The organism is Diaphorobacter sp. LI3 (assembly GCF_022807955.1).
Lineage (GTDB): Bacteria > Pseudomonadota > Gammaproteobacteria > Burkholderiales > Burkholderiaceae_C > Diaphorobacter > Diaphorobacter nitroreducens.
The window spans coordinates 2,012,932-2,029,412 of record NZ_CP094346.1 but is presented as its reverse complement, the minus strand read 5'-3'; the positions used below and the strand labels follow the sequence as shown (position 1 = coordinate 2,029,412).

General features: G+C 63.5%; 21 protein-coding genes. 15 read left to right on the top strand and 6 right to left on the bottom strand.

Going from position 1 to position 16,481, the window contains the following annotated elements; all coding sequences use genetic code 11:
* Positions 1–5 precede the first annotated feature (5 nt).
* Positions 6–839: a TlpA disulfide reductase family protein gene (locus MRB47_RS09455; RefSeq protein WP_011805638.1), complete on the top strand. Its 834-nt coding sequence runs from the start codon at positions 6–8 to the stop codon at positions 837–839.
* Positions 840–878: 39 nt separating this feature from the next.
* Here MRB47_RS09455 and MRB47_RS09450 read toward each other — a convergent pair whose 3' ends face one another.
* Positions 879–1,781 (bottom strand): MBL fold metallo-hydrolase, encoded by a 903-nt coding sequence (locus MRB47_RS09450; RefSeq protein WP_015913015.1) that lies wholly within the window; start codon positions 1,779–1,781, stop codon positions 879–881.
* 107 nt (positions 1,782–1,888) lie between these two features.
* On the opposite strand from MRB47_RS09450, the gene MRB47_RS09445 reads away from it, so the two are divergent.
* The 4 genes from MRB47_RS09445 to MRB47_RS09430 all read left to right on the top strand — a co-directional run bounded on the left by MRB47_RS09445 (position 1,889) and on the right by MRB47_RS09430 (position 3,826).
* The gene (locus MRB47_RS09445) at positions 1,889–2,212 is read left to right on the top strand and encodes an ArsR/SmtB family transcription factor (RefSeq protein ID WP_047349308.1); all 324 of its coding nucleotides are present in this window, start codon (positions 1,889–1,891) and stop codon (positions 2,210–2,212) included.
* Positions 2,213–2,216: 4 nt separating this feature from the next.
* Entirely contained in the window at positions 2,217–2,660 is a 444-nt protein-coding gene (locus MRB47_RS09440) for a YeeE/YedE family protein (protein WP_123676436.1), read from the top strand.
* Between the two features lie 22 nt (positions 2,661–2,682).
* The gene (locus MRB47_RS09435) at positions 2,683–3,105 is read left to right on the top strand and encodes a YeeE/YedE family protein (protein ID WP_196995689.1); all 423 of its coding nucleotides are present in this window, start codon (positions 2,683–2,685) and stop codon (positions 3,103–3,105) included.
* A 103-nt stretch (positions 3,106–3,208) separates the two neighbouring features.
* A complete protein-coding gene (locus tag MRB47_RS09430; protein ID WP_252102545.1) occupies positions 3,209–3,826 on the top strand; it encodes a DUF599 family protein in 618 nt (205 codons plus the stop codon).
* Positions 3,827–3,830: 4 nt separating this feature from the next.
* Here the strand turns inward: MRB47_RS09430 and MRB47_RS09425 are convergent, their stop codons facing one another.
* The 3 genes from MRB47_RS09425 to MRB47_RS09415 form a co-directional block, all read right to left on the bottom strand.
* The gene (locus tag MRB47_RS09425) at positions 3,831–4,403 is read right to left on the bottom strand and encodes a hypothetical protein (RefSeq protein WP_015913012.1); all 573 of its coding nucleotides are present in this window, start codon (positions 4,401–4,403) and stop codon (positions 3,831–3,833) included.
* 410 nt (positions 4,404–4,813) lie between these two features.
* Positions 4,814–5,434 carry an FMN-binding negative transcriptional regulator gene (locus MRB47_RS09420; protein ID WP_252102544.1) on the bottom strand — a complete coding sequence of 207 codons (621 nt, stop codon included), beginning with the start codon at positions 5,432–5,434 and terminating at the stop codon, positions 4,814–4,816.
* Positions 5,435–5,605: 171 nt separating this feature from the next.
* Positions 5,606–6,187, bottom strand: a complete 582-nt coding sequence (locus MRB47_RS09415) for a TetR/AcrR family transcriptional regulator (RefSeq protein WP_015913010.1) — start codon at positions 6,185–6,187, stop codon at positions 5,606–5,608.
* Between the two features lie 106 nt (positions 6,188–6,293).
* On the opposite strand from MRB47_RS09415, the gene MRB47_RS09410 reads away from it, so the two are divergent.
* On the top strand, positions 6,294–6,635 hold the full coding sequence (locus tag MRB47_RS09410; RefSeq protein ID WP_411275742.1) for a beta-ketoacyl synthase N-terminal-like domain-containing protein: 342 nt from the start codon (positions 6,294–6,296) through the stop codon (positions 6,633–6,635).
* Positions 6,636–6,773: 138 nt separating this feature from the next.
* Here MRB47_RS09410 and istB read toward each other — a convergent pair whose 3' ends face one another.
* Together istB and istA are read right to left on the bottom strand one after the other, a co-directional pair.
* Positions 6,774–7,511 (bottom strand): IS21-like element helper ATPase IstB, encoded by a 738-nt coding sequence (gene istB, locus MRB47_RS09405; protein WP_011805003.1) that lies wholly within the window; start codon positions 7,509–7,511, stop codon positions 6,774–6,776.
* A gap of 36 nt (positions 7,512–7,547) precedes the next feature.
* The gene (gene istA, locus MRB47_RS09400) at positions 7,548–9,092 is read right to left on the bottom strand and encodes an IS21 family transposase (protein WP_252100662.1); all 1,545 of its coding nucleotides are present in this window, start codon (positions 9,090–9,092) and stop codon (positions 7,548–7,550) included.
* Here istA and MRB47_RS09395 point away from each other — a divergent pair.
* The 9 genes from MRB47_RS09395 (at position 9,070) to MRB47_RS09360 (ending at position 16,476) form a co-directional block, all read left to right on the top strand.
* Positions 9,070–9,546, top strand: a complete 477-nt coding sequence (locus MRB47_RS09395; protein ID WP_252102661.1) for a hypothetical protein — start codon at positions 9,070–9,072, stop codon at positions 9,544–9,546. The two genes, istA and MRB47_RS09395, sit on opposite strands and share 23 nt — an antisense overlap.
* A 324-nt stretch (positions 9,547–9,870) precedes the next feature.
* The gene (locus tag MRB47_RS09390; RefSeq protein ID WP_252102543.1) at positions 9,871–10,740 is read left to right on the top strand and encodes a hypothetical protein; all 870 of its coding nucleotides are present in this window, start codon (positions 9,871–9,873) and stop codon (positions 10,738–10,740) included.
* Positions 10,737–10,946 (top strand): helix-turn-helix domain-containing protein, encoded by a 210-nt coding sequence (locus tag MRB47_RS19975; protein WP_411275741.1) that lies wholly within the window; start codon positions 10,737–10,739, stop codon positions 10,944–10,946. The genes MRB47_RS09390 and MRB47_RS19975 overlap by 4 nt, the downstream gene beginning before the upstream one ends.
* 111 nt (positions 10,947–11,057) lie before the next feature.
* On the top strand, positions 11,058–11,408 hold the full coding sequence (gene tnpA, locus MRB47_RS09385; protein ID WP_008903582.1) for an IS66-like element accessory protein TnpA: 351 nt from the start codon (positions 11,058–11,060) through the stop codon (positions 11,406–11,408).
* A complete protein-coding gene (tnpB, locus tag MRB47_RS09380; RefSeq protein WP_008903583.1) occupies positions 11,405–11,752 on the top strand; it encodes an IS66 family insertion sequence element accessory protein TnpB in 348 nt (115 codons plus the stop codon). The genes tnpA and tnpB overlap by 4 nt, the downstream gene beginning before the upstream one ends.
* 63 nt (positions 11,753–11,815) lie before the next feature.
* Positions 11,816–13,387 carry an IS66 family transposase gene (tnpC, locus tag MRB47_RS09375; RefSeq protein WP_034693102.1) on the top strand — a complete coding sequence of 524 codons (1,572 nt, stop codon included), beginning with the start codon at positions 11,816–11,818 and terminating at the stop codon, positions 13,385–13,387.
* Positions 13,384–13,905: a hypothetical protein gene (locus MRB47_RS09370; protein ID WP_008903585.1), complete on the top strand. Its 522-nt coding sequence runs from the start codon at positions 13,384–13,386 to the stop codon at positions 13,903–13,905. Before tnpC ends, MRB47_RS09370 begins: the two co-directional genes overlap by 4 nt.
* A gap of 54 nt (positions 13,906–13,959) precedes the next feature.
* Entirely contained in the window at positions 13,960–14,994 is a 1,035-nt protein-coding gene (locus MRB47_RS09365; protein ID WP_252102542.1) for a tyrosine-type recombinase/integrase, read from the top strand.
* 270 nt (positions 14,995–15,264) lie between these two features.
* Entirely contained in the window at positions 15,265–16,476 is a 1,212-nt protein-coding gene (locus tag MRB47_RS09360) for a tyrosine-type recombinase/integrase (protein WP_252102541.1), read from the top strand.
* Positions 16,477–16,481 lie beyond the last annotated feature (5 nt).

Genomic DNA, 16,481 nt, shown 5'->3' with positions numbered 1-16,481 from the left:
CCGCCGTGGACCGCGTACTGCACCTGGGCCCACTGGTCCTGCCGTGGATGTTGCTGGTGCTCCTGGGCGCCTGGCAGTTGGGCACGATGGTGCATGAGCGACTGGCCGCACGGCGTGGCCTGACGGGCGGCCCGCATGGCTGGCGGCTGCCCCTGGTCGCACTGATCGCGGCGCGGCTGGGCTTCGTGCTGCGCTATGCGGATCTGTATGCCAGCGCGCCGGTGGCTGTGCTCGACATCCGCGACGGCGGGTGGTCGCCCTGGGCGGGCCTGGGCGCCGCGCTGCTCTATGTCGCGCTGCTGTGGCTGCGCCGCAGCCCATGGCGGCAGAGCGCCACGGCCGGGCTGGCCACATTCGCCGGCGTATGGCTGCTGGGTTGGGGCGTGCTGCAGGCTACGGCACCGCGCGAGCAGGCCGCCCTGCCCTCATGGCAAGGCGTGGCGCTGGATGCGCGCACGGTCGCCCTGCCAGAGCTGAAGGGGCAGCCCGTGGTGGTGAACTTGTGGGCCAGTTGGTGCCCGCCCTGCCGGCGCGAGATGCCCGTCATGCTGCAGGCGCGCGAGGCGCAGTCGCCCCAGTCACAGGTGCGTTTTCTGTGGGTGAACCAGGGGGAGCCGCCCGAGACAGTCGCCCGGTTTGCGGCGCAGCAGCGCCTGCCGGCCGCCGATGTGCTGCTGGACTCAGCGGGCCAGCTGGGTAGCGCGCTAGGTCACAAAGCCCTGCCCACCACCCTGTTCTATGACCGCCAGGGCCGCCTGGCCGCAGTGCGCGTGGGCGAGCTGTCGGCTGCCACGCTGGCCCAACACCTCGCGCTCATCAGCGGCCACTCCGCTCCTTAGCAACCCGGCCCAGTGGCGCAAAGAGGTGCGCCGCCGGCATCACGACACGCCCTGCGGCGCGCCAGCCCCTTTCAGGAACGCATTGATGGGCAGCTGGATATAGGTACGCCCATCGTCCTGCGCGGGCGGCAGCTTGCCGGCGCGCACATTGACCTGCACCGAAGGCAGGATGAGCGTGGGCATCGCCAGTGTGGCGTCCCGCGCGGTGCGCATCTGCACGAACGCGGCCTCGGTCACGCCCTCGTGCACATGGATGTTGCCGCTGCGTTGCTCTGCCACGGTGCTGACCCAGGCAGGTGCGCGGTTCTCGGGCGGATAGTCGTGGCACATGTGCAGTCGGGTGTGCGCGGGCAGCGCCAGCAGGCGCTGGATGGAGCGGTACAGCGTGGCGGCATCGCCACCCGGAAAGTCCGCGCGGGCCGTACCCACGTCGGGCATGAACAGCGTGTCGCCCACGAACACGTCGTCACCCACGCGGTAGGCCATGTCGGCAGGCGTATGGCCCGGCACATGCAGCGCCGTCAGCTCCAGCCCGCCGACATGGAAGGTCTCGCCGTCCTCGAACAGGTGGTCGAACTGGCTGCCGTCGGGCAGGAAGCTGCGCTCGAAATGGAACACGCTGCGAAAGAGCTGCTGCACCGCGCGGATGTGCGCGCCGATGGCGACCTTGCCGCCGAGGTGGTGGCGTATGTGCTGCGCGCCCGAGAGATGGTCGGCGTGTGCGTGGGTTTCCAGGATCCACTGCACCTGCCAGCCCTGGCGGCGCACGTATTCAATGATGCGGTCCGATGAGGCGCTGGTCAGCGTGCCGGACTTCGGCTCGAAATCCAGCACGGGGTCGATCACGGCCGCTTGGCCGGCGTCGGTGTCTGCGAGCACATAGCTCACGGTGCCCGTCACGGGGTCGAAGAAGGGCTCGATATGCATGGAGGCGTGGGGCATGAAGGTCCTTTCGCAATGAAGACGGAAGTGCCGAAGCAGCACCACCAACCAACAACAGTTTATTTTTTGATATATTATATGAAAACATATTGTCTTGCACCTCCATCATGATTGACGACGCCACGACCCTGGACCTGCCCGCCATGCGCGCCCATGCGGGCGAAGCCGTGACCATGCTCAAGCTGCTGGGCAACGAAGACCGGCTCATGCTGCTGTGCCAGCTGACCGAAGGCGAGCGCACCGTGGGCGAGCTGGAGCAGCTCACCGGCATCGGCCAGCCCACGCTGTCACAGCAGTTGGGCGTATTGCGCCGCGACGGGCTGGTGCAAACCCGCCGTGAAGGCAAATTCATCTGGTACCAACTGGCGGACGACCGCGCACTGCAGCTGATGCAGGCCATCCATCGCCTTTTCTGCAAGCAAGGAGCTTGATCCCATGACCATCCTCTGGAATTCGTTCACCCCCTGGTCATCGCTGGCCGGCGGCATGCTGATCGGCCTGGCCGCGGCGCTGCTGATCGTGCTGCTGGGGCGCATCGCCGGCATCAGCGGCATCGTGGGCGCGCTGCTGCAGCGCAGCAGCTGGGCCAGCGTTGCCAACTGGGGCTGGCGTGCGGCCTTCGTGATCGGCATGGTGGTGGCGCCATTGGTCTGGCAGCTCATCGCCCCCCTACCACCCATGGAGATGCCCAGCAACCCGCTGGTCATCGTGCTGGCCGGCCTGCTGGTCGGTTTTGGCACCCGGCTGGGATCGGGCTGTACCAGCGGCCATGGCGTGTGCGGGCTGTCGCGCCTGTCGCTGCGCTCCCTGGCCGCCACCCTGACCTTCATCGGTGCCGGCGCCGCCACGGTGTTCGTGGTGCGTCACGTGCTGGCCTGACCCCATCTCAAGGAGAAACACCATGGCTTCTGCCATCGCATCACTGATTGCCGGCCTGGTCTTCGGACTGGGCCTGATCCTGTCGGGCATGGGCAATCCCGCAAAAGTACAGAACTTCCTGGACTTCTTCGGCGCATGGGACCCTTCGCTCGCCTTCGTCATGGGGGGCGCCATTCTTGTGGGGCTGGTGGCGTTCACCTGGGCCCGCAAGCGCAAGACCTCGCTGCTGGGAGACCCCATGCAGCTGCCCTCCTCCACCGCGGTGGACAAACGCCTGCTGACCGGCGCGGCGCTGTTCGGCATTGGCTGGGGATTGGCGGGGTTCTGCCCCGGCCCGGCCGTGATGAACCTGGGGACGCTGCGCGGCGAGGTCTGGCTGTTCGTGGCCGCCATGCTGGCGGGGATGCAGCTGCAACACTTCTGGGATCGCCGCACGCGCTCCTGAAAAAATAGCTGGCAGCGCTTGTCATTGGCTGAATTCATCGCAGTAACGCATTGAAAACCAATACCAGCAAGCGCTATAAGCTCCTTAATTCATAGCGATGCACATGGACTCCCTGCTGTTTCTCCTCACCGCAGCGCTGCCGTTGCTGTACCTTGTGCGGCACTGGGCGTGGGCACCTTCCGCCACACGCGCCCATACACGGTTGCGGCAGGAATGGTTTACCGCCATTGCGCAGCACAAGGGCACCGAAGTGCTGGGGGTCCAGACGCTACGCAACTCGCTCATGTCCTGCACCATGACGGCGACCACCGCCACCCTGGCCTTCATGGGCGGGCTCACGCTCACCCAGGGCCACTGGCCGTCGCAGTGGTGGCACCACGGTTTTCCACCGTTGGGCACCGACCAGGGGTTGGCCTTCTGGAACGCGTTCGCCGTGCTGGTGCTGCTGGCACTCGCATTTCTGACCTCGATGCTGGCGGCGCGCAACTACCACCACGCCGGCTTCGTGGCGGGCATGCCCGTGGAGTCCGCTGCGCGCCGGTCATGGCAGACCCTGGGCGAGCGCAGTCTGATGCGCGCGGGCCTGTACTACAGCCAGTCGCTGCGCCTCATGATCTGGGCGGTGCCGCTGGCGCTGTTCTACATCCACAGCCTGCTGGGCGCCGCCACTGCGGTGGCGCTGTTCGTGTCGATGTGGGGCTGGCTGGACGTGGACCGCTGATGCCCTATTTGCCGCCGCCCAGGCGGTCCATCAAGCCGCCGCGAGAGCTGTCGGGGTTGGCCACCTGGCCGCTGGCGGACTCCACGGCAGTGACAAAGTAGCTCATCGCCTCGACGGCCTTGCTGCGCTCCTCACCGCTGTTGAGCGTCTCATCCACGCTGCGCCCATCGGCGGTGTGAACCCGCACCCAGCTACGCGGCGTATAGGCGATTTGGTCCACCAGCCGCAAGGGCACATCGAACGCCGTGGCGGGGTAGCCCAGCGCAGCGGCCTCGGCGCGCGAACGTGAACGCACGCGCACTGCCTGCCCGCCCCCCAAATGGAAGTCCGCGCCCGTGACCTCCGCCGCCTGATGGGGCAGGCCCACGGTGAGCACCGCCTGCGCCGGCTTCGCCGCGCTCCACGCCGCCGCCAGCACGGGGCACTGGGGCCGGGAGCACGCGGCACTCGCGGGCGCCACCGTCACGGTCTTTTTCCCTTCGGATTCGCCTTGCTGAATCTGCGGCACCAGCGTTTGCTGGCTGGCACAGCCCGCCAACACCAACGCTCCGAACGCACCCGCCCGCCAGAATTTCATGGATTCACTCCCACATAGAAAACCGCATGGTGCCATGCCCGCGGGCGAGATGCGGCAACCCTCGGAATCCTTCATGGGCCCGCTCCCGGAATAAGGCATCCGTGCCGACCGGCTCCGGCATCGCCATTGCACGCTCTGCGCCAACGCGACGGCACGCGATGCGGCGCGCGGCTTTCACCGAGGCGCGCAGGAGGCGATTCGCCACCACACTGCCGGGCATTACCGCCCCCAGCAGGTCCGCCGACGGATTGCATGGCAGCCACCATGGCCGGGCTTACCACCAGTGCCCACCTTGCTAGGTCAGGGCCTGGATCGTTTGCTGGCCCGCGCATCACCTGGCAGGCAACGCACTGAGGCCCGCCACCCCGCTTCGCGCATGGCCGCAAGCCGGCCGGCCAAGGAGTTGCGGGTCACGATGTGGGGGACGTCGCCTCCCTCATGGCTTTGGCGAGCCCATGGTTGCCGCGGGACTCCAGTCCTTGAATCGCGCCCTCGCGGTCTTGCTCGCCGTGGTGCTGGTTCAGCTTGCGCTTTCCTTCCAGTCGCCCGAGACGGATCTCAATGCCCACGATATGCCGCAGTTGCTCATCCAGGTAGTCTGTGGGCGCATCGCCCATCTTCCACGGCTGTGCCTGCCCCGCCTCATGCTGGCGCGTTAGCAAGGCGACCACTCTGCGAACGAATTTCACATCGTCGCGGACATGAATCGTTCCGTGGGCATGGACAACCTCGTAGTTCCAGGTAGGCACGCGCCGATGAGTCTCCTGTTTACCAGGATACCAGTTGGGAGAGATATAACCTTCGACGCCGCGGAAGACGACAAGCACTTGATCGCCGTCGCGTACCTCGCGCCAGATGGGATTGCCACGCGCCACATGCGCCAGCAGCATGTCGCCATCCAGAAAAAATGGAAGGTGGTTGGCCTCCAAACTGGCGGGAGTGTGTGTCACCAGCATGCCCAGCGCGTTCTCGCGGACGATGCGGTGAAGCTCCCCAATCCGGGACTCGGCGAATTGTGCAGGTAGGTACATAAAGCGCGTGGTGGAAAAAGTTGCCGGAAGCCTTTCAAGCCAGGCGCCCGTTTGGCGCCTATCCAAACCCGCTGCGCAAAGGATGGACAGGCCCCTAAGGCTAGCAGCCTCATCGTCAGCACTAACGTGATGAGCGCTTCAAATGTGCGAGCGCCTGTCCAAATCCAGCGACTACGGGGCTAACTGCTCCCGCAAGGTTGCCAATATTTCTTCGGACAGCGCCGGGTTGCCTGCCGCCGTGGCGCGGGCGAGAACCAATGCACCAACCATGCTGCTAAGGGTCGCGATAGTCCGGGTACGCTTGGCCCCGTCATTACCCGGGAGCACGCTCATAAAGCGCTGGATGTTGCGCTCCACCCCCTGTGCAAAAACCTTTGACATCTCAGGCCCCGCTCTTGCAGCATCCGCCGCCAATGCCGCAGCAGGGCAACCCTCTCCAGGGTGATCGCGGTGGTTCACAGAAAGGTAGCCATGCACCAGCGCACGGAGTCTGGTTTCAGGCGCACCTTCCGCCTCCCGAGGCTCCCATCCGTCTAGCGGCGTGATCGTCCACTCAAATGCACGCAGGCACGCCTCGCGCGCGAGCGCATCCTTGGACTCAAAGTGTCGGTACAGCCCGCCGTGCGTCAAGCCTGCATCGCGTGTGATCTCGGCCACGCCCACGCCATCCAGGCCCTTCTCCCGATAAAGGCGCGCAGCGGCTTCCACGATTCCTTCGCGATTCTCGGCGGCCTGTGCTTTGCTCACTTTCATGCATTAGATGATACCCATCATCAAAACTCACTTATGATGACAACGATCATCAATAAATCACGCTCAACGCTTCGCAGGAGCTGGATTTCACAGTGGAAGGTGCAGCATGGATCGTCGGGTCGTCATCACTGGCTTGGGCTTGGTATCTCCTTTGGGGTGCAATGTGGAAGTGGCCTGGCAACGCCTGCTGGCAGGCCAGTCTGGGATCCGCACCCTGGATGCAGCCGTGGGTGAAGGCACGGGTGTCTCCATCGCTGGACGGGTGCCAAGCCAGGAAGAGGATCCGCAAGCCGGGTGGAACGCCGAAGCTGTCGTCTCGGCGAAGGAGCTACGTCGCATGGACCGCTTCATCGCCTTTGCGTTGGGCGCGGCAGACCAAGCTCTGGCACACGCACGGTGGACCCATCCAAGCGTTGAGGTTGAGCAGCAAGAGTGCGCATTCCACTGATGGCGGACAGTGATTCCATTCCCATCGCGGACAGCGTTCCAGGCGATGGCGGACACGTTGCGCGGGTGTCCTGAGTGACGCTCAAATCGTAGCCGAAGTGTCCGCCATCAGCGTGGAATGGCGGTCGGCGCGGCCGGCTCAGACGGCCTTGGTGAGCTTGCGCATCGACTCGCCCTTGAGGGCTATCTTGTGCGAGCCGTGCACGATGCGGTCCAGGATGGCGTCGGCCAGCGTGGGCTCGTCCAGCCAGGCGTGCCAGGCCGTCACCGGCAACTGGCTGGTGATGAGCGTCGAGCGCGTGCCCACCCGGTCGTCCAGCAATTCCAGCAGGTCGTTTCGCTCGTGCGCGGCAATCGGCGCGATGCCGAAGTCGTCCAGGATGAGCAGGTCCAGCCGCGCCAGTTGCGCCAGCCGTTTGCCCAGGCTGCCATCGCCGTGGGCCACGTGCAGCTCCTGCAGCAGCCGTGGCGCGCGGGTGTAGAGCACCGAGAAGCCCAGGCGCGCGGCCTGCTGCCCCAGTGCGCAGGCGAGCCACGTCTTGCCGCACCCGGTGGCGCCGGTGAGCAGCACGTTGTGGCCATGGCGCAGCCAGTCCCCGCCGGCCAGGCTGGTGATGACCTCTCGGCTCAGGCCCCGGCTGGCGCGCCAGTCGATGTCCTCCAGGCAGGCACTGGAGACCTTCAGGCGGGCCGCCTTCAACAGGCGCTCCAGGCGCTTGCTGTCACGCCAGTCCACCTCGCGCTGCACCAGCAGCGCCAGGCGTTGTTCAAAGGGCAGCTCGCTGGCCGTGATGTGGGTGGCCGCGTCGCTGAGGGCGGCCACCATGCCGTCCAGGCGCAGGGCGCGCAGTTGGTTCAAGGTCTGTTCGTTGAGCATGGTTCTTCCTTGTTAGGTTTGCTTGCACGTTGGAGTTCAGTGGTAGTAGCCCGGCCCGCGCACGTTCTCGTGCAGCGGCAGGCTCGCCTGTGCGGCCATCGGCGCATCCAGCGGCCGCTGGTCCAGGCCGCAGCCCAGGATGGAGGCGATGCTCTTGTAGGACGGTGAGCGAATCGACTGCGCCCGCGCACAGGCGGCCTCCAGCCGGTCAGCCCCGTACTCACGGCCCAGGCGCATGAGGCCCAGACAGGAGCGGTAACCCTGCTCGGGATGCTGGCGGTGCTCCATCTGCCAGCGCACCACGGCGGCGGTGGCCGCGCCCACGCGCTCACCCCAGGCGATGAGCTTGGCCGGCGTCCACTGCAGGTGCGCCCGGTGCGAGGCCGGCATGTGCTCGGGCGTGGTGGTGTGTGCACCCCGTCGGGGATTGAGGGCGTGGGCGGCCACGCGTTTGCTGCCGTGCAGGACTTCGAGCGTGCCGGCCGTGATGCGCAACTCCACCGGCTCACCCACCAGGGCGTGGGGCACCGAGTAGTAGTGGCCATCGAGCTCAACGTGGTAATCGATGTTGACGCGGGCGGGTTTGAAGCGCGCGATGGGCATGCGCACCGGCGGCAGGGGGCGCAGGGCTGGCCGGTCGAGTTCGGCGAAGGCGCTAGTGCGGTTGCCCGGCAGCTTCTTGAACGCGCGCTGGTTCAAGTCCACCAGCAAGGCGGCAATCGCCCGGTTGAGCTCGGCCAGGCTGAAGAAGGTCTGGTGGCGCAGCCTGGCCAGAATCCAGCGCTCGACCACCTGCACAGCGACCTCCACCTTGGGTTTGTCGCGTGGCTTGGCCGGGCGCGCGGGCATCACGGCCAGGCTGTAGTGCGCACAGAGCTCTTCGAGCAGGCGGTGCGCGGTGGGCTCGTAACGGTCGGGTCGGGCCATGAGGGCGCGCGGCTGGTCAGGCACCAGCAGGCGGGGCACGCCGCCGATGAACTCCAGCGCGCTAATGATGCTGGCCACCCAGTCGGTGGTCTTCTGGCTGGCGGTGGCGCAGGCGTAGGTGTAGTTCGATGCGCCCAGCACGGCCACGAAGACCTGGGCCTGGCGTATCTCGCCAGTGTCGGCATCCACCACGGGAACGGTCTGGCCGGCGTAGTCCACAAAGAGCTTGTCACCGCCCGTGTGGGTCTGGCGCATGGAGCGCTGCAGGCGCCGGGCCCAGGCCTTGTACTTCTCGCAGAAGGCGCTGTACTTGTACGCCTGCCCGCTGTGCTGTTGCTGGTATTCCTCCCAAAGCAACTGCAGCGTCACGCCAGGTCGGCGCAGTTCGCGGTGGATGTGGGCGTGGTCGGGTTCAAGGTGCCGGGACTCGCGCGCCACGGGTGGCTTGTAGAGCCGGGCCTGGAGTTCGTCGTCGTTCAGGCTCTGGGCCAGTGCCCAGTCCACGCCGGCCACGCGCGCGTAGCTGGCTATCTCGCTGACAGTGGATTTGGAGATGCCGAGGGCGGCACCGATTTGACGGGTGCTCAAGGCCCCGCGGTGCAGCAGTTGCAGTGTGTGTCGTAGTTTGCTCATGGTGACCCTGGGTGTGGGCATCGCTGGTTCCGGTCAAAAAACCGGGCAGCGTATGCCGCGTTCGGGTCACTCAGAACACCCCGCAGGTGTCCGCCATCAGTTTGGAATGCTGTCCGCCTTCAGCGTGGAACACTGTCCGCCATCACGCTGGAACACTGTCCGCCATCAGCATGGAATCGTGTCCGCCATCGCGTGGAATACGCACCCTGACTGTTGGGACTGGATCAGGCCCGAGGACGTGGTGAGACACGCTCTCGCCGCGTTCTATTGGGCCTGCAACAACGTCAAGGCCCCCAAGGGGGAGAAATTTCTCGGCGTTGATGGTCGGCCCTACGCTGATCGGGAAACCTTCGCTGATTGCATGACGCACTTCTTTGATCTGCGTATCAAGGCCGAAGCTCATTCAATCGGCATTGGCGACTACGCACCCGAGGCAAAAATGCTGGAACGGTGTACGCAACCACGCTCCGTGTAGATCACGGAGCTTGTCCACAAAACCCACAGGCCGAAGGCCCGGCGACCCCCCGTCGCTTGCGACGAACAGGGGGGTGGGAGCCGGGGAACCTGTGGGGGCTTGTGGTCAAGCGGCGCTCGTCGTATCAGCTTCACGACTTGAGATCCACGCCAATACACAATAGACTTCCTACTGCGACAGCTTGATTTCAGGCTATTTCTGACACCGACACTGGGTCGCCCCGCGCATCGGGGTTACGGTAGAAAGCAGGAGCTACCGTAGGAGCCAAGTTCCCTCTCACAAACACACCGCACCTGTCGCGAATTTCCAACTTCTGGAGTTCGCATGCGGTTACCTGCATCACTTTCTTTTTCTTCTGCAGTCCAGACAGCGGATTTGCCGCCCGTGGGTGGGCAAGCGGCGCGCTGCGCGCCCACGGGCGGCGAAGCCGCCGGGCTTGTCTCATCTAAAACAAGTGGCCCGGCTTTTCTGGATATCGGTTTCTCCAGAAATCTAGTCATGGAACGGCGCGTCAAGCGCCTGCGTCGCCAAGTCTGGGCAGGTGGTCATCTCCAGCGCTTCGGCACACCCAACGGCATGCGTGAAAACGTCTGGTTCGTCACCCTGACCTACCGCGGGGTCGACGACTGGCAACCACGCCACATTTCCAAATGCCTCAAGGCTGCACGCCGTTGGTGTCAGCTACGCAGGGTTCCCTTCAGGTACCTCTGGGTCGCTGAATTGCAGCAGCGTGGCGCCCTTCATTACCACCTGGCGATATGGCTTCCTAAGCGGCTACAGCTGCCCATGTTCGATAAGCAGGGATGGTGGCCCCACGGTATGACACATCGCGTTATCGCAAAAAACGCTGTCGGGTACCTCATGAAGTACCTGTCGAAGATTTCCCCGTTCCACCAGTTTCCCAAGGGAGTGCGACTCTATGGCCTCGGAGGACTTACACAGCAGGCCCGCGGCATCTGCAGCTGGCTCAACCTGCCCAGTTGGTGCAAACAGCGATTCGGAGTTGGTGACCTCAAAACCGTCGCGGGTCGTCGTGTGGTGCGTGCAACGGGGGAAATTCTTGGAGCCATGTACCGACGCGTTTTCCAGCCTGCCGGAATGCGCCTGTACCCCAATGGCCCGCTACCTGCGCGATGGGCTGACGGTCCCTATTCGTCCATAGGTTGCGTGTCGCTTCATGCGGGTGCGTCATGACGAGCCGCACCTTGAACGTGGGCGAGGCGGCGTCCTTGCTGCACATCCACCCCCAAACGCTCATGACCCGCGCCCGCTCGGGCCTCATACCTGGCTGCAAGGTCGGTCGCTCTTGGGTGTTCGTTGAATCTCTGCTGATCGAGTACTTGGTGACACAATCAACCCTGCGTGTGTCTGTAGCCGGTACTCAGGAAGAAACTGAGTAAGCGTGGCCCCAAGGCCCTTCTTGTGAGGAGCGGAGGGTCAATGCAGGATATGTCCATATGCAAGACAGTGGACACACCCCAGAGTGGAACGGCCCGACGGTGGAGCGAGTCATGCGCAACGGCAAGCGCATCTACGTCTCGGCCTTCAAGGCCTGGCTGGTGGAGCAAGCGCTCAAGCCAGAGGTTTCGGTTGCCGGCCTGGCACTTCGCCACGGTGTCAACGCCAACCAGCTTCGCAGCTGGATGAAACTCGAGCACTGGCAGTCCTCACCTCATACGTTGTTGCCGGTCACGGTCGTCGCAGACGCTCGGCCAGCTGAGGTGGTGGCCACCACAAACGCTCGTCAGCCAACCCAACCCAAGGGGGTGATGGAGATTGAGGTGGGCGGCACTGTCATCCGTCTGCGCGGCCCAGTGGATACCGAGCAACTCAAGGCGGTGCTGGCCGTGGTGCGCGCATGATCGGTTTGCCAGCGAACACGCGGGTGTGGATCGTGGCCGGCCACACCGACATGCGCAAAGGCTTCGACGGTTTGGCGGCAATGGTCCAAGGAGCTTTGAGCGAGAACCCGTTCAGTGGCCACGTCTTTGTCTTTCGCGGCCGGCGCGGCGACATCCTCAAAGTGCTGTGGTTTGATGGCCAAGGTTTGCTGCTGCTGAGCAAGCGGCTCGAACGCGGCCGCTTTGTCTGGCCGCAAGCTGCATCCGGCGGCGTGTCTCTGACCTCAGCCCAACTCTCGATGCTGCTTGAAGGCATCGACTGGCGCATGCCGGCGCGCACGCACCGTCCCGATCTGGCGGCGTAAAGCTTGGCAGTTGCGGGTCATTCCCGATGAGGTGAGACAGCAGAGTTGGGCATACTCAAAACCGTGCCGACGCCCCATCAACCGCCCCAGAACATCGACGAATTGCTGCGCATCATCGCGGCGCGCGACAGCGAGGTGGCCCTGCTCAAGTTGATGGTCGACAAACTCAAATTGCAACTGCTGCGCCGGGTTCGCTCCGAATTCGGTACCTCCAGCGAACAGTGGTCGGCGCAGATGCCTTTGATCGATGGTGGCGAGACCGCGATGGTCACTCGAGCCAAGGCCGCATCTGCACCGGCCCCCGCCAATGACCCGCAGATCGACCGCAGTCTGCCCGCGCACCTGCCGCGCGATGTTCGGGAGCACCTGCCCGAGATCAGCGACACGCACCAGGACACAAATGGCCAGTCCTGCGGGTGCACCGCTTGTGGCGCTCGACTGCGTAAGATAGGACAGGATGTCTCCGAACAACTGGAGTACGTGCCTGCCCACTTCAAGGTGATCCGGCATGTGCGTCCCAAGCTGGCCTGCGTGGCGTGCCATGCCATCTTCCAGGCCAGCGCACCCAGCCGCCCCATAGCGCGCGGACTGGCCGGTGCCGGCCTGCTGGCCCATGTGCTGGTGTCCAAGTACTGTGACCATTTGCCTCTCTACCGCCAAAGCGGCATTTACGCCCGCAGCGGTGTTGAGCTGGACCGCTCAACGCTGGCCGGCTGGGTTGACCAGGCCGGTCAATTGCTTGATCCCCTGGTGGCCGCACTGGGGCGCTACACCCTGGCGGCTGCCAAGATTCATGCCGACGACACCCCCGTGCCGGTGCTGCAGCCCGGGCGCGGCAAGACCAAGACGGGGCGCTTGTGGGTGTACGTCAGAGATGACCGTCCGATCGGCTCAAGTGCGCCACCGTCGGCCTGGTACCAGTACACCCCAGATCGCAAAGGCGAGCATCCAGAGCGCCACTTGAAGAAATATCGCGGCATTCTCCAGGCGGATGCCTATGGCGGCTGGGGCAAGCTGTACGCCTCAGGACAGATCACCGAGGCAGCATGCTGGGCGCACGCGCGCCGACCGTGGTGGGACCTGTACCTGAGCAGCGGCAAAGACGAGACGTCTATCGCAGCACAGGCGCTCAGACGCATTGCCGATCTGTATGCCATCGAGCGTGACATTCGGGGAAAGCCTCCCGACATTCGACAGGCCCAACGCCAGGCGCGTGCCGGGCCGCTGCTGCAGGAGATGCACGTCTGGTTGAGCCAGTTGGTTGGTCGGGTGTCGGCCAAATCGGAGTTGGCCAAAGCCATTGGCTATAGCCTGACACGCTGGCAGGCTCTGACGCGGTATTGCCAAGATGGGCGCATCGAGATGGACAACAACGCAGCAGAGCGGGCATTGCGCGGGGTGGCTTTGGGACGGGGCAACTACCTGTTCATGGGATCGGATGCCGGCGGCGAGCAAGCGGCGGCGATCTACAGCCTGGTGCAAACCGCCAAACTCAACGGGATTGACCCCGAGGCCTACTTGCGGGAGGTGCTCGGCCGCATAGCCGACCACCCCATCAACCGCATTGATGAGTTGCTGCCCTGGAACCTGATGCGGCAGTCCCGTCAGGCGGATCAACAACGCAAGGCGGCATGAGCGTGTCTGGCATTGACCCGCGGGTGCTGGACGCCCTGCAGAACGCAAGCAGCCTGGAGCTGTTCCAGCTCAGCACGCTGATCGAGCGGCTGCTGGCCGACCCACGCCGCATCATTGCCGTGCGCAAGGACATGAACCTGGGTCAAACCGTGCGCTTTGTGGACTGGCGCGATGGCAGTCTGCGAGAAGGCAAGGTGGTGGCCATGCGTGACACGCAGGTCACGTTGCAAGACCTGCGCGAGCGCAAAGAGTGGAAGTTGCCTTACGCCGCGATCGAACCGCCCTTGCCCGATCCTGCAACACGCCCTCAAGCTGTGGCGCCAGAGCCGCCGGCCGCCCCCCGACCGACGCGCAACGACTTTCGCTGCGGCGAGAAGGTCGCCTTTGAGGACAAGTACCTGCAGACCGTGGTGGGCACCATCGTGCGCATCAACAGCCGCACTGCAACCATCGACCCCGGTGATGGCACGCAGTGGCGCGTAGGCTTCGGCTTGCTGCGACACATCCTGGACGTCTGACTATCCCATAAGGACCTCGTCAAGAGGGTGCTGAGCTGACGCTTACGAAACTGAATGTCGCTCTACAGAAGAAAAGACTCGTCCTTTTGGTGGGTCAAACTCCCGGCAATCCGGGGCGAATCTGGCCCTCTACAGGTCAGCACTGGGACTGCCGAAAAACGCAAGGCCCAAGAGTTCCATGATCGGCTGAAGGCCGAACGATGGGAACAAGAAAAGCTCGGCGCCAAGCCTCGGCGCACGTGGAAAGACGCCGTGCTGAAGTTCTTGGAAGAAACCGCGCACAAGCGCACCCACGAACGCGACAAGTCGATTCTGCGCTGGCTGGACGAGCACCTCGGTGGCCGGTACCTCGATGAAATCGACCGCGCAACGATTGACCACATCAAGGCAACGCGAGCGAAGATTGCGACGCAAAGCACAGCTAATCGCTACCTGGCGTTGATCCGCACCATTCTGCGCAAGGCTTGCCATGAATGGGAATGGATCGAGCGCATTCCGAAGGTATCGCTCTATCGCGAGAAAGAGGGCCGCATTCGCTCGCTCACCCCCGCCGAATTCGCGAAGCTGCTGCAGCACCTCCCGCCCCACCTGGCAGACATGGCGACCTTCTCGGTTGCCACTGGCCTACGGCAAGGCAACGTACGCGGACTGACATGGACTCAGATCAATCTGGAATTGCGCCATGCGTGGATCACTCCCGAGCAGCACAAGAACGGTAGAGCGCACGCGGTTCCGCTGAACGACATGGCCATGGCCGTGCTGCAAAAGCAGATCGGAAAACACCCGACACACGTTTTCTCATACCGTGGCCACCCTATCGCCAACGTATCAACCAAGGCATGGTGGAAGGGCTTGGAGCTGGCCGGAATCGAGAATTTCCGATGGCATGACCTCCGACATACGTTCGCGACCTGGCATCGACAAGCCGGCACGCCAACGCATGAGCTTCAAAGACTGGGAGGGTGGAAAACGCTCTCAATGGTGGAGCGGTACGCACACGTAGCGCCAGAAGGCTTGCAGGCCGCTGCAAGTCGACTGGATAATGTGTTCGGCTACGCTTTGGCTACGCCAGACGAGAAAAGGGACTGACCATGACAGCCAGTCCCTCTGTATCTCTGGTAGGACGTACAAGATTCGAACTTGTGACCAACGGATTAAAAGACGCAAAAAGCATAGCATTACGCTAGGTCACCAACCATCAATAATCGTCATAACCCGTTGATTTATAATGTAAATTTTAAATCAACCAAGTTTTCATCCGTCACACGAAATCGACTCCGATGGTAGCAATGGGGTAGCAATTTGCTTGCGCGGTAGCAATACAGTAGCAACCAAAAGTCCATCCGACGGTCGTTTGCCATGACGGTTCTGACCACCATGACAAGCTCCACCAACCGCATCAACTTCACCAAGGCGAGCATCCAAAACCTTCCGATACCGGAGTCTGGCTGGAAGTATTACTACGACACGAAAGTGCCCGGCTTGGCTGTCGGTGTCGGCGCCAGCGGCGCCAAGACCTACGTTCTATACAAGAAGATCAACCGCCGCCCTGAGCGCATCAAGATCGGCCGCACCACCGACCTCACGGTGGACGAAGCGCGCACCAAGGCCATCGAACATAACGGCAAGGTGGCTCTGGGCAGCAACCCAGCCGACAAGAAGCGCCAGCAGCGCGCGGAAATCACCTTCGGCGAGATGTTCGCGCTGTTCTACGAGCAGCACAGCAAGCCGCGCAAGAAGACGCACAAGGAGGACTTGGCCAAGTTCACCAAGTACCTGTCCGACCGGAAGTACGGCGTCAACCTCGCAAAGCGCCGCCTGTCCGAGATCGGCATCGGCGAAATCAAGACCGTCTTCAACAAGATCGCGGAAACGCACCCCATAACCGCCAACCGCGTGCTGGCCTTGGTCAGCAGCGTTTTCAGCGAGGCCATCCGAGCAGAGCTTTACGATGGATTGAACCCCTGCCGCGGCGTCAGAAGGCACAAGGAAAACAAACGTTCGCGATTCCTGACCCGTGAAGAGCTTCCAGCCTTCTTCCGTGCAGTGGACGAATGCAGAAATCCCGTGGCCCGCGACTACATCAAGATGAGCTTGATCACCGGGGCGCGCCGCTCCAACGTACTCGCGATGCGTTGGGATCAAATCAACCTCGTGCGCAAGGAATGGATGATCCCCGAAACCAAGAACGGCGAGCCGCAGATCATCCCCCTGCTGCCGCAGGCCCTGGAGGTTCTTGCAGAGCGCAAGGCAGACCCCAACGCCGTTAACAGTCCGTTCGTGTTCCCCAGCTCCGGAGCCAAAGGCCATCTGGTTGAGCCCAAGCGAGCTTGGGAAACCGTTCGCAAGAAAGCCAGCATCGAAGACGTGCGACTTCACGACCTGCGGCGCACCTTCGGAGCATGGATGGCAGGCAGTGGAGCGAACCTATCGATCATCGGCAAATCGCTCAACCACAAGTCTCTGGACACGACAAAGACGTATGACAGGCTGTGGATTGACCCTGTGCGCGAAGCGATGGAGAAGGCCGTCGGATCCATCTTTGACGCGGCAAATTTGCAGCGAGAGTAGGCTAG